The 15478-nt window shown below is 44.3% G+C and carries 13 protein-coding genes; 4 read left to right on the top strand and 9 right to left on the bottom strand.

The annotated features are described in order from the left end of the window. Window positions 1–12 precede the first annotated feature (12 nt). The gene (gene gloB / locus H6G48_RS01575; protein ID WP_190718408.1) at window positions 13–786 is read left to right on the top strand and encodes a hydroxyacylglutathione hydrolase; all 774 of its coding nucleotides are present in this window, start codon (window positions 13–15) and stop codon (window positions 784–786) included. 388 nt (window positions 787–1174) lie between these two features. Here gloB and adhE read toward each other — a convergent pair whose 3' ends face one another. The 6 genes from adhE to H6G48_RS01545 all read right to left on the bottom strand — a co-directional run bounded on the left by adhE (window position 1175) and on the right by H6G48_RS01545 (window position 10375). Next, window positions 1175–3841, bottom strand: coding sequence for a bifunctional acetaldehyde-CoA/alcohol dehydrogenase (gene adhE, locus H6G48_RS01570; protein ID WP_190718405.1), 2667 nt, complete (start codon window positions 3839–3841; stop codon window positions 1175–1177). Window positions 3842–4305: 464 nt separating this feature from the next. Then, window positions 4306–4818 carry a hypothetical protein gene (locus H6G48_RS01565; RefSeq protein WP_190718402.1) on the bottom strand — a complete coding sequence of 171 codons (513 nt, stop codon included), beginning with the start codon at window positions 4816–4818 and terminating at the stop codon, window positions 4306–4308. Beyond that, the gene (locus H6G48_RS01560) at window positions 4815–6053 is read right to left on the bottom strand and encodes an AAA family ATPase (protein WP_190718398.1); all 1239 of its coding nucleotides are present in this window, start codon (window positions 6051–6053) and stop codon (window positions 4815–4817) included. The genes H6G48_RS01565 and H6G48_RS01560 overlap by 4 nt, the downstream gene beginning before the upstream one ends. Window positions 6054–6294: 241 nt before the next feature. Further along, a complete protein-coding gene (locus H6G48_RS01555; protein ID WP_190718395.1) occupies window positions 6295–9000 on the bottom strand; it encodes a phycobilisome rod-core linker polypeptide in 2706 nt (901 codons plus the stop codon). A 174-nt stretch (window positions 9001–9174) separates the two neighbouring features. After that, complete coding sequence (cutA, locus tag H6G48_RS01550) at window positions 9175–9513, bottom strand: divalent-cation tolerance protein CutA (protein WP_190718392.1); 339 nt, start codon at window positions 9511–9513, stop codon at window positions 9175–9177. Between the two features lie 154 nt (window positions 9514–9667). Next, window positions 9668–10375, bottom strand: a complete 708-nt coding sequence (locus H6G48_RS01545; RefSeq protein WP_190718389.1) for a Crp/Fnr family transcriptional regulator — start codon at window positions 10373–10375, stop codon at window positions 9668–9670. 55 nt (window positions 10376–10430) lie between these two features. Here H6G48_RS01545 and H6G48_RS01540 point away from each other — a divergent pair, with 55 nt between their 5' ends. The 3 genes from H6G48_RS01540 to H6G48_RS25920 all read left to right on the top strand — a co-directional run bounded on the left by H6G48_RS01540 (window position 10431) and on the right by H6G48_RS25920 (window position 12483). Beyond that, window positions 10431–11630, top strand: coding sequence for an acetate and sugar kinases/Hsc70/actin family protein (locus H6G48_RS01540; protein WP_190718384.1), 1200 nt, complete (start codon window positions 10431–10433; stop codon window positions 11628–11630). 420 nt (window positions 11631–12050) lie between these two features. Beyond that, the gene (locus tag H6G48_RS27340) at window positions 12051–12281 is read left to right on the top strand and encodes an IMS domain-containing protein (protein WP_423202522.1); all 231 of its coding nucleotides are present in this window, start codon (window positions 12051–12053) and stop codon (window positions 12279–12281) included. 49 nt (window positions 12282–12330) lie between these two features. Further along, window positions 12331–12483 carry an IMS domain-containing protein gene (locus H6G48_RS25920; protein WP_341275472.1) on the top strand — a complete coding sequence of 51 codons (153 nt, stop codon included), beginning with the start codon at window positions 12331–12333 and terminating at the stop codon, window positions 12481–12483. Between the two features lie 307 nt (window positions 12484–12790). On the opposite strand, the gene rsgA is transcribed toward H6G48_RS25920, so the two are convergent. From rsgA to dnaJ, 3 genes are read right to left on the bottom strand one after another with little or no spacing between them, the layout of a single operon-like run. Further along, window positions 12791–13867, bottom strand: coding sequence for a small ribosomal subunit biogenesis GTPase RsgA (gene rsgA / locus H6G48_RS01530; RefSeq protein WP_190718381.1), 1077 nt, complete (start codon window positions 13865–13867; stop codon window positions 12791–12793). Next, window positions 13868–14089, bottom strand: a complete 222-nt coding sequence (locus H6G48_RS01525; RefSeq protein WP_002738399.1) for a sulfurtransferase TusA family protein — start codon at window positions 14087–14089, stop codon at window positions 13868–13870. A gap of 2 nt (window positions 14090–14091) precedes the next feature. Then, entirely contained in the window at window positions 14092–15216 is a 1125-nt protein-coding gene (gene dnaJ, locus H6G48_RS01520) for a molecular chaperone DnaJ (protein ID WP_147073594.1), read from the bottom strand. Window positions 15217–15478 lie beyond the last annotated feature (262 nt).

The raw sequence follows: 15478 nt of genomic DNA, 5'->3' as shown, positions 1-15478 counted from the left end.
CAAGATTCTACCATGGAGATCGAACGTCTTAACGCCCTTTCCGATAATTATATTTTCCTCCTCTACGATCGAGCGCAAAAAATTGCGGCCGTGGTGGATCCGGCGGAACCTGAACCGGTTTTCAGGCGATTAGAGGCTTTACAGGTGGATTTAGTCGCTATTTTCAATACCCATCACCACGGCGACCATGTGGGGGCTAATCAGGCTTTAATTAATCGTTATCCCCATCTTTGTGTTTATGGGGGAAAGGAGGATCGCGGTCGCATTCCGGGCCAGCAGCTGTTTTTAGAGGAGGGGGACCGGGTGGAATTTGCCGGTCGCTGGGCCGAGGTTTTCTTTGTCCCCGGCCACACTCGCGGCCATATTGCCTATTATTTTCCCCCGGTTAACCCCGGAGATTACGGCGAGTTATTCTGTGGTGATACCCTGTTTTCGGGGGGTTGTGGTCGTTTATTTGAGGGAACACCGGGGCAAATGGTGGCTTCTTTAACTAAATTGCGATCGCTGCCTGACCAGACCAGGGTTTGGTGCGCTCACGAATATACGTTAAATAATTTAAAGTTTGCCTTGACAGTTGACCCTAATAATGCTGCTCTGCAACAGCGTTATCAGGAAGTGGAGAAAAATCGCGCTCAAGATCGTCCCACGATTCCGGCAATTTTGGGGACGGAAAAGCTGACTAATCCTTTTTTGCGTTGGGATAGTCCCGCTTTGGCCATGACCATGGATAGCAACGAACCAGTACAAGTGTTTGCACGGCTGCGGGGGAAAAAGGATAATTTTTAAGCAGTGGCTAAGTAGGGTCTGCTGAAAAAGTACGGGCGAAGCATTCGGATAGAAAATCTACGGTTTCACCGATAGGTTATTGCCCGAATGCTTCGCCCCTACAGGACGCGGGCCGATGAAGATGCAAGGTTTTGAACGACGATTCTCTCAAAATCTTGCACCTGTTTCGCAAGAAAAGCCCCAAAACCCTTACTTTGCCTACATTTCACATTTATTCAGCCAACCCTAAGTAGGTAGGTGTTAAAAACTGTCAAATCCCCCCTTATTAAGGGGGGTAGGGGGGATCTCCCCTGATTAAGGGGGGTAGGGGTAGGGTTGATTTATAGTAGGGTTGATTCATGAATCAACCCTACTAGGGGGTAGGGGGGATCAAAGGCAAAATCTATCCCTACAAGCTCAAGGGTTGCGGATCTAACTTCAAATCGGCAAGACTGACATCACCGTGACCATTTACCGCCACCTCTAGGGGCAAATTGCCGTGATAAGCTTGGATTAACAGGGTTTTTAAGTCCTCGATCAGGGGATAACGGGGATTGGCTCCGGTACACTGATCATCGAAAGCTTGTTCGGCTAAATGGTCTAATTTGGCCATAAATTCGGCTTCAGTTTCGGGAATTACCTCTTTGATACTGGCCGGAATACCGATTTCCCGTTTTAAACATTCGATCGCTAATACCAATCTTTCCACACTTTCGGTCTCGCTTTCTCCTCCCAATCCCAGAGAATGGGCGATCCTGGCATAGCGCCACTTCACGTTAGGATATTTGTACTGAGAGAAGGTCGCCTGTTTAAAGGGGGCATCGGTGGCATTATAGAGGATGACGTGGGAAATCATCAAGGCATTGGCCAGACCGTGGGGAATGTGGAAAATGGCCCCCAATTGGTGGGCCATGGAGTGACAGATGCCTAAAAAGCCATTAGCGAAGGCCATTCCGGCCATTGTCGCCGCATAATGGACTTTTTCCCGCGCTTTCGGGTCTTTAGCTCCGTTATGATAGGAACTGGGCAAGTATTTAAACAGCAGTCGGATGGCATCTTGAGCAAGAGCGTTAGTATATTCTGAGGCTAAAACCGAGACGTAGGCCTCAAGAGCATGAGTTAAAGCGTCAATTCCGCCGTAGGCTGTCAATTTTTTCGGCATATTCAGCACTAATTCCGGATCGACAATTGCCATGCTGGGAGTTAGGGCATAATCTGCCAGAGGATACTTAATATTATTACGGCGATCGGTCACGACGGCGAAGGGAGTCACTTCCGATCCTGTTCCCGAAGTGGTGGGAATACAAACCATCAGAGCTTTTTCGCCTAAAGGGGGCAATTCATAGACTCGTTTGCGGATATCCATAAAACGCATGGCCAAGCTCTCGAATTCTATCTCTGGATGCTCGTAGAGTAGCCACATAATTTTAGCGGCATCCATGGGGGAACCGCCACCGATAGCGATAATTACATCGGGATTGAAGGTATTAATGACATTTAACCCCCGTTCGACGGTTTCTAGGGAAGGATCGGGTTCCACATCATAAAAGATATTAATCGTGATGCCGATTTCTTCTAAAACTTCCTCTAAAGGTGCGGTAACTCCTAGGTCAAAAAGAGGTTTATCGGTGACAATAAAGGCCCGTTTTTTGCCGGCTAATTCCCGAATAGCGACGGGTAATGCCCCGTATTTAAAATATACTTTTGGTGGTACTCGGAACCAAAGCATATTTTCCCGGCGCTCGGCCACGGTTTTAATATTTAATAGGTGGGTAGGTTCGACGTTTTCGCTGATGGAATTACCGCCCCAAGTGCCACAACCGAGGGTTAAACTAGGATCGAGACGGAAGTTATAGATATCACCGATCGCACCTTGGGAGGAAGGGGTATTAATTAATACCCGGGCCGTTTCTACGTTGTCTTCAAAGCGTTTAATATGTTCCCGATTTGAGGGTGCGGTATAAAGCACGGCCGTATGACCTCGACCCGCAAATAAGACCAGTTTTTCGGCTTTTTTCACCCCATCTTCAAAGTCTTTCGCTCGGTACATAGCTAAAATTGGCGAGAGTTTTTCGTAGGAAAATGGTTCCTCTAAACCAATATTTTCTACTTCTCCGATTAGTAATCGGGTATCTTCGGGAACAGAAATTCCCGCTATGGCGGCTAATTTTTCCACTGGTTGCCCGACGATATCGGGGTTGATATGACCATCTTTTAGGAGAATCCCGACGACTTTTTCCCTTTCTTCGGGGGAAAGAAGATAGGCCCCGCGATCAATAAATTCCTGTCGAACTTCTTCATAGATGCTATCGACAACGATTACCGATTGTTCGGAGGCGCAAATCATGCCGTTATCGAAGGTTTTACTGAGAATAATCGAGGAAACGGCCATTTTTATGTGAGCGGTTTCGTCAATTAAAGCGGGGGTATTGCCGGCACCGACTCCTAAGGAAGGTCTTCCCGAAGAATAGGCCGCTTTTACCATACCAGGGCCGCCGGTAGCGAGGATTAAATTAATGCTGGGATGTTGCATTAATGCTTGGGAAAGTTCCACCGATGGCTGATCGATCCAACCAATAATACCGGCCGGCGCACCCGCTTTGACGGCCGCTTCCAAGACAATTTTGGCCGCCGCGATGGTGCAGTCTTTCGCTCGCGGATGGGGGGAAAAAATGATGCCGTTGCGGGTTTTCAGGGCAATTAGGGCTTTAAAAATGGCTGTAGAGGTGGGATTTGTGGTGGGTACGATCCCCGCTAAAATGCCCACGGGTTCGGCGATTTTTTGCAATCCAAAGGATTTATCTTCTTCGATAATGCCGCAGGTTTTGCTGTGTTTATACTTGTTGTAGATGATTTCTGAGGCAAAATGGTTTTTAATCACTTTATCCTCTATTACTCCCATCTCTGTCTCTTGTACGGCCATTTTAGCCAGGGGAATGCGAGCGTTGTTAGCTGCTAATGCCGCTTTTTTGAAGATAAGATCTACTTGTTCTTGGCTATAGTTGGCAAATTGTTGTTGAGCTTTTTTTACCTGTTGAATCAGTTCTTCTAGCTCTTGTCTATTGGTAACTGTCATAACAATTTTGTCGAAAAAATTAGGCATTTTATTCTACTCTAGCGTTTTTCGGCAGGGGATTCGCTTAATCTTGGGATTTTCTTTATAGTTTCCTAAGCATTGGTATTATAGGATACTAATCCTAAATCCATTGAGCATAGGTTACATATCAGGACAGGCACTCATGCAAGAGGCACTCATGCAAAGGGGAGAATAAATAATCAGTTTTTAATAACTGGATTTAGTATAAATTAGGATTGACCAGTACCTAGAAAAAGTTTGAGGACAGAGACTCAATGATCAAGTTACCAGAAATTCAAGCTGGTGTTCGAGAAGCTGGTTCTATTCCGCACTCCTTGAGTGAAAAGTTTAAAGTTGATCACAGCTTGGCAACGGATTCAGGGTGAGATTCAATATCAAACTAGGATATCTCTAAACTCTAGAAAATCAATATCTTCAGAGCCACCGAATCAAAGAGAATTAAATCACTCAATTTTGATGGTGTTTTGAATGATTAATCTCAACCCAGTTTCTTGGCGAAATTTTTCCATCCTCTCTGTTTGTGAAGTCTGAAAGGTAGGCTTTTTGTTATTGGCAATGTAGGCTTTTCTAGATGAATAATCCTCTATACCATGATTTTCAATAAATACCCGAATTGTGTTTCTTAGTTGCTCTTCTCCGTCTCCTACCCACCCCGAATTTTTCCCCTTTCGTTCTTTTAATTCTACAAAAATCAAACAATTAGCATAGGTCAGCATTCCATCACAGCGTTTATCCATACCACCACTACCATCGACTTTTCTAATTTCAATACATTTATCAATAGCGGTAAATGTCGCTTCAATTTCTTGAGAGTTTTCCACAATAGCAATCCAATCCCTGGGATTTTCTGTATCTAAATAAGCGGGAGTTTCTGGGGGAAATGGCGGATCGCAAATTCCAAATTCATGCCGATGGGTTTGACTCTGACATTTTTTATCAAAGAAATTGATCTTCATAACTGTTCTTCGATTTCTAGTAAATCATCAAAAAGCTGATTTGTCTCTCCTAGGGAAAGATTGAGATAATTTTCATCAGAAGGTAAACCATTATATGTAGCAAGTTCTCGGATTTCTCCTTGCTCTGTTAATTCATATACAATAGCATCTTCTGCCGCTATACAAGAGGCTTTCGGGACAATTTGGTTGAGCTTTTCTTGGAGGTAATCGGCGTTAGAAATCGCTGATGATAGGATTTTTTTGATAACTTTATCCGCTTTGATAGCTAGGGTTAGATCGTTGATAATATAAGGACTATGAGTAGTTAAAATTAGTTTATTTCCCTGGGTTAAATTGGCAAATTCAAATAATTTATATAAAATCTTTTTCTGAGATTGAGGAAATAGATTCTGCTCGATTTCTTCCACAATATTTACAAAACACTCATTGCGGTATTTAGAAGATAACACTTCTAGTGCCGCCTTTTTTAGGTCATCGGAAAGATTATCATTAGAGAGAATTTTCTCGATTTCCATTTTTAATCTTTTTTGCTCCTCTCCACTGAGTTCATTGCCGGAAGTTTCTTGAGTTCGATTAATCGATAAAGCAATATTTCGAGAAACGAGAAATAAAGGAACAAAAGACTGAAAACCACTGGAAGCTTCTGATAGATTTAGTTTATAATCACTACCCACAATCTTGGCCAGTCTATTGAGTTTATCAAATTCCAATTTAACCTCACCTACTGGCAAAGTCAAACTGCCAGATAATTCCTGTTGTGAGCGATCCAATTCTTCCCAGAAAGTATATAATGATTCTGGCAGTCCTTTGAGTTTTTCTGGCCATCTTACTGCACTCAAAAAGTTTCGCTCTGCTGGTACATACATAATTTTTGGTACTCGATACTTTGAATTATCAGTACGCTCGATCGATAATTTAGCATTTTCAAAACTAATTCGATAAACATCTCCATTGTATTCAATTTGGGTTTCGGGTAAAAAGTAATTGGTTAAATTTTGGTATTGACAAAAAGATTTAACAAAACGATTATATTTAGTTACATATTTTTCCTCTAAATTCCCACGATATAGAGCTTTTTCCAACCAGCTTAATGTTGATATTAATTTAGCAATGCTACTTTTTCCAGTTCCTTGATTACCGATAAAAATCGTTACTTTCCGAACGTTGATAAAACCATCATTTTCTACTAAACCCGCCTTAATTGGACCGAAGTTTTTAACTTTAATTTGGCTCATTGTTATCCCCTTGATTGACGATAAGTAGCTGGTTATAATTAAATTAAAAATGGATTTTAGGTTCGATCCCCCCTGCCCCCCTTGATAAGGGGGGTGCCGATCCCCCCTTAGTCCCCCCTTGATAAGGGGGGCATCTGATAATTTTTAACGCCTACCTACTTAATAAATTTTGGCCAGTAATTTGTCCTGAAAAAAAAGCTCGTGTTGAACACGAGCTAAATTAACTAACTTCAAGGACTAATTAGCCACCGACTTTAACTACCGGTTTAAAACTGGGAACCACCAGTTCACTATCCTGTTTAGTCAGCTTATTGTATAAGCGTTCCGTATTGGGGAAATTAGCAGCCGGTAGAGTTGGGAAACGACGATAGGGAACCGTATCTTCACCAAATAATTGTAGGTATTCCATGCTATTAACCATGGCACCGATAAAGGCTTTTAATCCCTTAGTTGCCAGAATTTGGTTATATTTCTGGATTTCTTTTTGATTCAAGGGAGCGCGACCTAAGAAGTGCTTGGTTCCCAATTCAATTACTTTCGTATTCGGATAGGGAGCATAGAATTCTTTCAGGTAAAGATCCGAACAACCTAAACCCTCAATAAACTCTTTCACCGTGATCTCAGCATTGCTTAATTTACTCTCTAAAGCGGTAAATTCGGCATTGATGATATAGGGTTCGAGATCCCGTTCAAAAATCTGACGATAGGCGGCGCGAACAGTATTTTGTACGGCAACTTTATCCAGATTAGTTAACAGTTTAAAGATCTTAGTTTGTTCCCGTTGAACCGTGACACCTTGACCGACACGAGATTGAATATCGGGTTCAGTGCGAATCGAACTCGACGGTGTACCCAATTCAATAAAGCGCGGGGTTTCCTCTTTATCAACTCTTTGGCCGATATCTTCGCGGAGATTGCCCAAACGCACCATCCGTAACTGCATCCCTTGGGGAGTTAGATAGCGCTCGTAGGGAACCGTATCTTCACCAAAAGCTTCCGTATATTCAGGACTGTCGATAAGGGCATCGATTAAAGCATAGAAGCCTTTTTTCGAGCAAAGATCGAAGTATTGATTCATTTCCTGACGACCATAGGTGGGACGACCGAGCAGACGACGGTGAATATATTCGATCGCTTTTACCACATAGAGAGGAGTCCAGTAGATTTTCCGGAAAGTCTCGGATTTAGCTAGGGTTTTGATAAACTCCCGCAGAGTAATATCGCCATTTTCCAGCTTAATCTCGGCCACGGATAAACGCTGACCTTCGTAGGGCATTCGACCGAAAACCTGACGATAAGCCGCTAAAATCACTCTTTGGGTGGAAATTTCGCCAAATTTAACGCTTACCCCATTGCTAGAACCGGGTAACTCGTTATTGAGACGGAAAACTTTCGGTCCCAAAGTACCGGGGAATTCACCTCGGGCGCCGGGGTTGCTATTTTGGTTATTAGTGGCAGGTCCGCGGTGGATGAGGATACGTTTGGTATCTTTACCGAAGGGAGCGGGACTAGAACTAGGTTCGCGGGTTTCTTTCGGGAAAATTGCCCCAAATTGGATTTCTAGGGGATCATTTCCGGAACCGTAAACGTGCTGATCCGGTAAGGGGCGATCGTATTTAGCAAAGGTGGTGATAAATTGGGGAACTTTGCGGAAAGGTGCGCTGTAGTTAAACAGGTCGATCTGCATCCCCCAGTTACGACATTCCTGCGCTTCTGCACCCAAACCCCGGAGATAGGGAACGGTTTCTTCGCCGAAATAGTCGGAATACTCCTGAGAATCGACTAAAGCATCGATTAACGCCGCTAAACCGCCGCTAGAGACGATCGAGAAGTATTTCTGCACTTCTTCCCGGGAGGAAGGACCGCGACCGAGGAAATGACGGAAAGCCAATTCTAGGGCGCGACTATTGATAAAAGGTTCAAAGAACTGTTTACGGTAGAGAGGCGATTTACCGAGACGACGGACGAATTCTTTCATCGAGATGTCGCCGTTTTTCACCTTCGATTCTAGGTCAGAAATGGACTGACTGTAGGCGCGAGTGATGTCCCGTTCAAAAATTTGTCTGTAGGTGGCCTTGATAATCGAAGATTTTTCCGACTCCGATAAACCGGTTTTCATGACAAACTTTTGCCGTTTTTCGGCGGCGTTGTAGTAGCTTTGGGGAAGACTTAAACCCTGTTGGTCACTACTGGGACGCTGACGCAGTTTATTAGAGGGGGTGGGGGCTTTTAATTCCCCCAGTAGGATATTGAAATAGTCACTGATTAAAGTGGCCGCATCCTTGTCTCTCTGGAAATACTCGATCGAAGCGGCCCGCATTTCTTGCAGGGCCACGATGGTGGCATCAATGGAACAGGCATTTTCGAGAACTTCCCTTAAACCGCGGGTATTAACGATCAGGATACTGGTATCGCCGGCCACGATCGCATAGGTAACGTAACGCAGGAACCAGGATAAATCCCGGAGGGACTTCTGCATATTGCTCGGACCGTAACGAGAGACGTTGATCGGTCGGAATCCGGGGGGAATCGGGCCGCTAGAGGCGAAAATCCCTTTTAAGCCCCCGAGAAGGCCACTGCCGCCACCGGCCCCGCTTTCCGCGTAGGTAACGGTTCCTAATTTCATCCCTTCCAGGACGTTGGTAACTTTACCCGCACCCACCAGGGCCATTTCTTCCACGGGGGGTTTTTCTAGGTAAGCCATGGGGGAACCGCCGGTAAAAATCCGGTTAGCTGCCCGTGACACGATCAGATCGGAGTTCCGGGTGAGCGTTTGGGCAATATCTAAGCGCTTGCTCCCCGATTGGAAGTAGGCGATCAGTTCATTGAGTTCGGGTTTATCGAGAAAGCGGTCTTGTTGTTCTGCTTGGGTAATGGCAGATACTGGGACGGTTTGATAGAGTTGGGGACGCGCTAAGGAGCTGCCACCGCTTGCCTTAAGACTCATTGGATTTTAACTATCTCCCTTGACGATGTGCTGAGTTCTCCAATCGTGGAGGCGATCGGTCTTAAAACCAGATGTTTAAAAATTTAATCAGCATCTAGATTAAAACTTTTTGCGCTTCCTGAGATAGTTTATTAAGAATTATATAGATTTTTTTCGCTAAACTTACCGATCGGTCTATTCCGACACCCCACCTGTATGGGAGGCTAACCAGTCTAAATAGGTCTGAGAACCCGCCACAATCGGTAAAGCGATGATTTCTGGGACTGCATAGGGATGAAGTTCCTGTATCTTCGCCGATAACTGCTCAAACTGCTTTAAATCGCTTTTAATCGCTAATTGCCATTCGCTCTCGTTTTCAATCTGTCCCTGCCAACGATAAATGGAACGAATCGGGTAAATACTGACACAAGCTGCCAAGCGCTCGTTAAGTAAGGCGATCGCTAAGTTTTCCGCTTCCGTTTCGCTGGTTGTTGTCACCAGCACCAATCCAAAACCGGTTAATCTTTCAGTCATAAGTAATCGTGCAAAATAAATTTCCTAGTGAAGATAGGCACTCATGCACTCATGCACTCATGCAACAGGCAACAGGCAACAGGGGGGATAAATAATCAGTCTTTAATAACCGGATTTAGTATGATAACTGATCACTGATCACTGATAACTGAATTTAGGCGATCATTTTTTCTAAAGCGGCCAGATCGGGAATACAGAGAGATTGCTGCTGTCGTTGAATCAGGCCTTTTTTCTCCAATTTGGTCAAGGAGCGGGTCACGGTTTCCCGGGCCAGGCCACTAATACCACTCAATTCCCGGTGAGGTAAATTGGGAATTACTGTACCCTGGCAGCTTTTTTCTCCTTGACCTTCGGCTAAAAAGAGTAAAGTATCGGCGACTCTGGAGAGACTATCGGCCTCCCGTAAACGTAAACGCCGGTTAAGTTGACGCAAACGCTTGGCCATTAACTGAGAAAGACGAATTCCCGCTAAAGGTTCCGATTTGAGCAGATTAACAAAATCTTGGGCGGGAATACTGCTAATTGTGGCCGTGGTTAAGGTGATAGCATCGGTGGAGCGGGGAGATTCTTCTAAAGCGGCCATTTCTCCGAGTATTTCCCCTTTACCTAGGATATTTAAGGTGACTTCTTTACCCGACCTATCGTAAGTACGAATTTTCACCCAACCATCCAGAATAAAGTAAACTGAACCACCCCAATCATTTTCTAATAAAATCGCCCGATTAGCAGGATGAGTGCGGGTGACAGCATGAGAAGCAACTTGATCGAGGGTTTCAGGGGGCAAACCGACCAATAAAGTGGCTGTATCTAATAATTTTTGAATCTCTGCTGATTTTTCCGCCGGATAGCGTTTTTCTTCCATGGTTTAATATTTAAATTTTGTTGGTTTTAGACAGTTGATTCTAGAATGGAAAGTTGTGGGTATTTTTAATTATCCAGTGACCGATAAACAGGACTTTTCCTCCCTACTGACCGAGATCGATCGGATTCTTGCCAAGGTGATTTCCTCTCTAGTTAACCCGCAAGAAGTTACTTCCGAGACAATTATCGCCACTCGTCAACAATTAGAATCGGCCAGAGCGCTGCTTTCTCCCTTATTGTTGCCCGATCCAACCCCTGAAGTTGCCCGTTGGTCCCTGGGAATGGAGGTGCAACCAGAGGGGGTGAAAATCGTCTTTTTTCGGGAAAGCCAGGGACTGATCGATTTTTATCCTCTTTCTTGGAGTCTGGCAACGGGAACAAGCGATCGCTTACCCTGCTCCCAGGTGGACGAATATCTAATTAGTTGGCTATCTCATCGGGATTTTAGCACCGATTCTTGGCTCTGGGAAGCCCTAGATCGATTAGAAGCTATTATTATCACCGATGACGGGGAAACCCCCACGGATGACCTGAAAAAAGCCCTTCTCACAGCGCAACTAATACCCCCCGATCGCCTATCTAGTCTAGAAACAGCGCTCGCTACTGCTCTGGCCCATATTCCCACTAGCGACCAACCCCAACCCCAAACCCTACTGGTTATCGAAGGGAAGCGGGAGACCACCACTTTAGCAATAGTGGAAGTCCCGCCGCAAACTCGCTCTTTATCCCGTCAAGCGATCGCTCTGAGCCATTTTAACTACGGGGAAAACACCTATGAACAGGCCATACTCTCTCACTTAATTTATCCTCTCTGGCGTTCTTTTTTGCCTCTTTCCCGTTCCGATCTCACCGATACTAATCCCTTAAAAAAATCTTTACTGGCAGCCGCTAGATTAACCAAATTAATCCTTCAAGAAGAAAGCGAATTTACCTCCTCTCTAGCCGGTCATACTTGGACGGTCAGTCGCACCGATTTAAATAAGAAGGTGACTATACCATATATAGATAATTTAAGACAAAAAGTTAATGATTTGTTAGAAAAACAGCAAAAAAGTCTTGAAGATATCGATCGAATAATTTTTAGCGGTAATTTTTTCTTAACCATTTGGCCTTATTTTCTAACAGAAATACAGCAAGAATTTGCCGGTTGCAATCTAGAGGCCCCCAGTCAGGAAACCTTCTCACCAGCAATCTTGGGTTTGGGTCGTCTCTGTTTATTTTCGGCTCTTAGAGGTGAGAAGGTCAATAATGCTTAAAAAAATCAACCTCAGTAGTAAAACGTAGGGTGCGTTAGACGGCCAAAATTGCTGCTTTGACTTGAAGGTAAGAATCCGTCGTAACGCACCACCTATCATCAACTAAGTAGCCGGTTACAATTAAAGATAAAATACAAAGAACCAGAACCCTGTCCCACTATCTCACAATTAATTGAGATTACTTACTTAACTGGTGCGTGGGGCGCAGATTGCTAATTTTGTTTTTTTATTCAAGGTTATTGCCGCAAACACGCCCCCGACATTATTGCTAAATGTTAATTTTTATTAGAGGATGCAACATTTGTGAGTTTAGAGAGAGTTAAAAATAACTTTTGTCGGGATGCTTTTGTTAATGATGGTAATATTCAGGTAGCAACTTTTAGTAACTTAAATCGCGCTCAAGAGTGACAAAAGCACCTAATTAAATACTTTAATCAAGTTAAAATTACCCAAGGTGTCATCGATGCCTTACCCAGTCCTGAATCTGTCTATTCACCTGTTCCTCAACAGATAGTTAACTCGGTAGATTTAATCGAGCGCTGGTTAAAGGCAAAAAGAGATATTTTCGGTCCCTCCTATCAAACCTATTTAGGAGAAGAATTACTTACAGGTAAAGCTTATAATGACAAAATAAAAAGTAAAAAGCTCTGATGGTCAAGAAAGTTCTTCCGAATGGTTAGCTAATAATGGTGCTTATTATATCTATGGAGTTCAGAGAATAGATTCAGTTAATAATTTTACAGCCTCTGGCGATCAAGCTACAGTGGATGTGGTGGTTACTGAAGAAAGAACCCTCTATAACAGTCAGGGTAAAATTGATCGAAAAAATAGTGCTTTTAGTACCTCATTTTGAAAGTGACGAGGGAACAGGGAAAATAGCTAACTCTAGAACCCTTAAAAATTTAGTTCGTAGATAAGTTGAATTAATTCCAAAAAGGCGAGATAAAAGGGCAAAATAGTTCAGATAAAAACCCATACATACAATTATTGCTGTTCGATTTTCATCTTTAGACAGTATTTATACTAAATCTGGTTATTAAAAACTGATTATCTATTGCTCCTTTTGCATGAGTGCCTTTTGCCTGTCCTCATAAGTAGCTTATACTCAACGGATTTAGTATTATAAAGTGACCCTGAAGATAAAGACAACCGAACCGATTCTATTCAGAATCGTCATTATAAATATCTTGGAGAGTTTTATTTTCGTAGCGTTCCTGATCTTGATTTTTGCCGCGACGGGAAGGACGACGATATTTTTTATTGGCTAATTTGGGTTCGTAGGTTTCTTGACCTGCTTCTTTAATTTTTAACTTTAAACTTGACTCTTTTGTGCTAGTTTTCTGTAATGACTGTTCTCGTGCGATCGCTTCTTCTAAAAACTCTAAATAATGTTGGTAACGTTCCCAATCTCCCCTCACCACACAGTTAGGTTCCCGACGGTGAGTACAATCATTAAATTGACAATTTCCTAAAGCTAAACGCTGTTTCACTTCCGGAAAATAAAAAGTTAATTGTTCCGGTAAACAGTTAAGGTCAGGTTGGTTAAAACCCGGACTATCGGCCAATAAACCCCGATTTGGTAAAGCAAATAACTGCACATGACGGGTAGTGTGACGACCTTTTTGCAGTTTTCCCGACACATCCCCCACCCGTTGGTTAATCTCAGGAATTAGGCAATTAATTAAACTCGATTTTCCCACCCCCGATGGACCGGCCAAGAGAGTGATTTTATGGTTTAATTGTGCCAATAAAGCCTCAAATCCCCTATTTTTCTCCACACTGACAAAAAAAGGCCGGTATCCCCAAGCAGCTAGGCGCTCGCCCCAGAAATCTATTTGTTCGGGTTCCCCCAGATCAATTTTATTGACACAGACGGCAATTTCTAAGCCTGTGGACTCGGCTTTCACCAAAAAACGACTGATCAGCCAAGGATCGAGGACGGGTTCAGCAAGGGCAAAAACTAGCAAAATCTGCTCGATATTGGCAACGGCCGGCCGATCGATCTCGGTACTGCGGGGGAGGACTTCTGCGATCGCACCCTGCCGATCATCAAAATTGGCTTCCTCCACACGCACCCGATCACCAACCATCACCGATTGACCAATTTTTTGCAAGCGAGCGCGACGGGTACAGAGAAGATTCTCGCCCATAACGGCAGAATCCAAGCGTACCTGATAGAAATTCGCCTGTACGGCCACCACTGTACCGTATAAATCGGTTAATTGTGCATCTACCATTTAGGAATCGGGACGATAGACTTTGAGAACAAAAAAGCTATCTCGGTCCTCGATCGATTCTATCTGATAACCCTCCACTGTCAGGCTAGTGGGAACCTGTTCGATCGGTTCCCCGGCATCTAACCAGACTTCCAACCGTTCCCCGGCGGTCATTTTCTCTAATTGCAATTTTGTTCGGACAAAATTAATTGGGCAGGGAGTGCCGCGCAGGTCTAAAGTCATAGTTATTTATGGAAGATATTACCTAAAAATCCCTCGATTCCGCCTTTCCCCACGGTTTCCCCGCGAACTTTCGCTATTTTTTCCAGTAATTCCCGTTCTTCTCCGGCGACACGGGTAGGAATCGAGATTTTAACGGTAATGCGATGATCACCGCGACTGACGGGATTACCTAATTTGGGAACCCCCTTGTTTTCTAAAATCAGTACGGTGTTCGGTTGAGTACCGGCAGGGATAGTCAGGTCTTCTTGGCCATCTACAGTATTAACTTTGATGGTACATCCTAAAATCGCTTGGATATAACTAATCGAGATATTCGATTTAATATCATTGCCTTCCCGTTGAAATTCTGCATCTGTTTCCACGGTTAGATAAACGAATAAATCCCCCGGCGGCCCGCCTTTAAGTCCCGCGTCACCTTCCCGGGCAACGCGCAATTTCATGCCGTTGTCAACCCCCGCAGGAATGGTAATTTTCAGTTTTTTGGTTTCCTGTCTGCGTCCGGAACCGCCGCAAACATCGCATTTTTCCTCGATCACCTCTCCAGCACCGTCACAGGTGGGACAGACCGAAACCTGAGCAAAAGTACCGAAGGGAGTACGGGTGGCGCGACGTACCTGACCAGTACCACTGCAAGTAGTACAAGTGCGGGAACTGGTTCCTGGTCTGGCCCCACTGCCTTTACAGGTTTGACAGGTTTCCAGATGACGGATACGGATTTCCTTTTCGCCGCCAAAGACAGCCTCGCGGAATTTTAGTCTAAAATCGAGACGTAAATCCTCGCCCCGGGTAGGGCCTGTGCGTCGGCGGGCGGTTGCTTGGCCGCCCATGCCCCCGAAACCACTAAAGATTGTCTCAAAGATATCGGCGAAACCGCCCATATTGTCGGGATCAAAACCGGCAGCGCCCCCAGAAACCCCAGCTTCACCAAAGCGGTCATAACGATTGCGGGTTTCTGGTTCCGAGAGAATTTCGTAGGCGCGGTTAATTTCTTTGAAGTGTTCCTCGGCTCCTGGTTCTTTGTTAACATCGGGATGGTATTTTCGGGCGAGACGACGATAGGCGCGTTTGATGTCTTCTTTGCCGGCATCTCGCGAGACACCTAGAATTTCGTAGTAATCAGTGGGCATAGGGGACTATGGTTCTGCTGGCAATTTATAAATAAAGTTTAAGTCTAGTTGTTACTTTAACAAACTATACATAATAGTTTAGTTGGGTTATCCCTACTATTTTTTTGGTAAGGAAGTGGGGTAGTGGGGTAGTGGGGTAGTGGGGTAGTCTGACAGGTGTAGGTATTTTACAACTAAGAGGAAGGGGAGTAGTAAAAAGCATCAACGGGGGTGGGAGGGAAAGAACTCCAACGATGAAGGTGAATCGATAAACCTTTCAGTA

Origin of the sequence: Microcystis flos-aquae FACHB-1344 (assembly GCF_014698375.1) — a bacterium.
GTDB classification, from domain to species: domain Bacteria; phylum Cyanobacteriota; class Cyanobacteriia; order Cyanobacteriales; family Microcystaceae; genus Microcystis; species Microcystis aeruginosa.
Note: the sequence above shows the minus strand (reverse complement) of the source record. Positions and strands in the feature narration are given on the sequence as shown.

Excerpts from the sequence above, each read along its gene's own strand:
- gloB (WP_190718408.1), top strand. The coding sequence starts at position 13 with ATGGAGATCGAACGTCTTAACGCCCTTTCCGATAATTATATTTTCCTC.
- adhE (WP_190718405.1), bottom strand. The coding sequence starts at position 3,841 with ATGACAGTTACCAATAGACAAGAGCTAGAAGAACTGATTCAACAGGTA.
- H6G48_RS01565 (WP_190718402.1), bottom strand. The coding sequence starts at position 4,818 with ATGAAGATCAATTTCTTTGATAAAAAATGTCAGAGTCAAACCCATCGG.
- H6G48_RS01560 (WP_190718398.1), bottom strand. The coding sequence starts at position 6,053 with ATGAGCCAAATTAAAGTTAAAAACTTCGGTCCAATTAAGGCGGGTTTA.
- H6G48_RS01555 (WP_190718395.1), bottom strand. The coding sequence starts at position 9,000 with ATGAGTCTTAAGGCAAGCGGTGGCAGCTCCTTAGCGCGTCCCCAACTC.
- cutA (WP_190718392.1), bottom strand. The coding sequence starts at position 9,513 with ATGACTGAAAGATTAACCGGTTTTGGATTGGTGCTGGTGACAACAACC.
- H6G48_RS01545 (WP_190718389.1), bottom strand. The coding sequence starts at position 10,375 with ATGGAAGAAAAACGCTATCCGGCGGAAAAATCAGCAGAGATTCAAAAA.
- rsgA (WP_190718381.1), bottom strand. The coding sequence starts at position 13,867 with ATGGTAGATGCACAATTAACCGATTTATACGGTACAGTGGTGGCCGTA.
- H6G48_RS01525 (WP_002738399.1), bottom strand. The coding sequence starts at position 14,089 with ATGACTTTAGACCTGCGCGGCACTCCCTGCCCAATTAATTTTGTCCGA.
- dnaJ (WP_147073594.1), bottom strand. The coding sequence starts at position 15,216 with ATGCCCACTGATTACTACGAAATTCTAGGTGTCTCGCGAGATGCCGGC.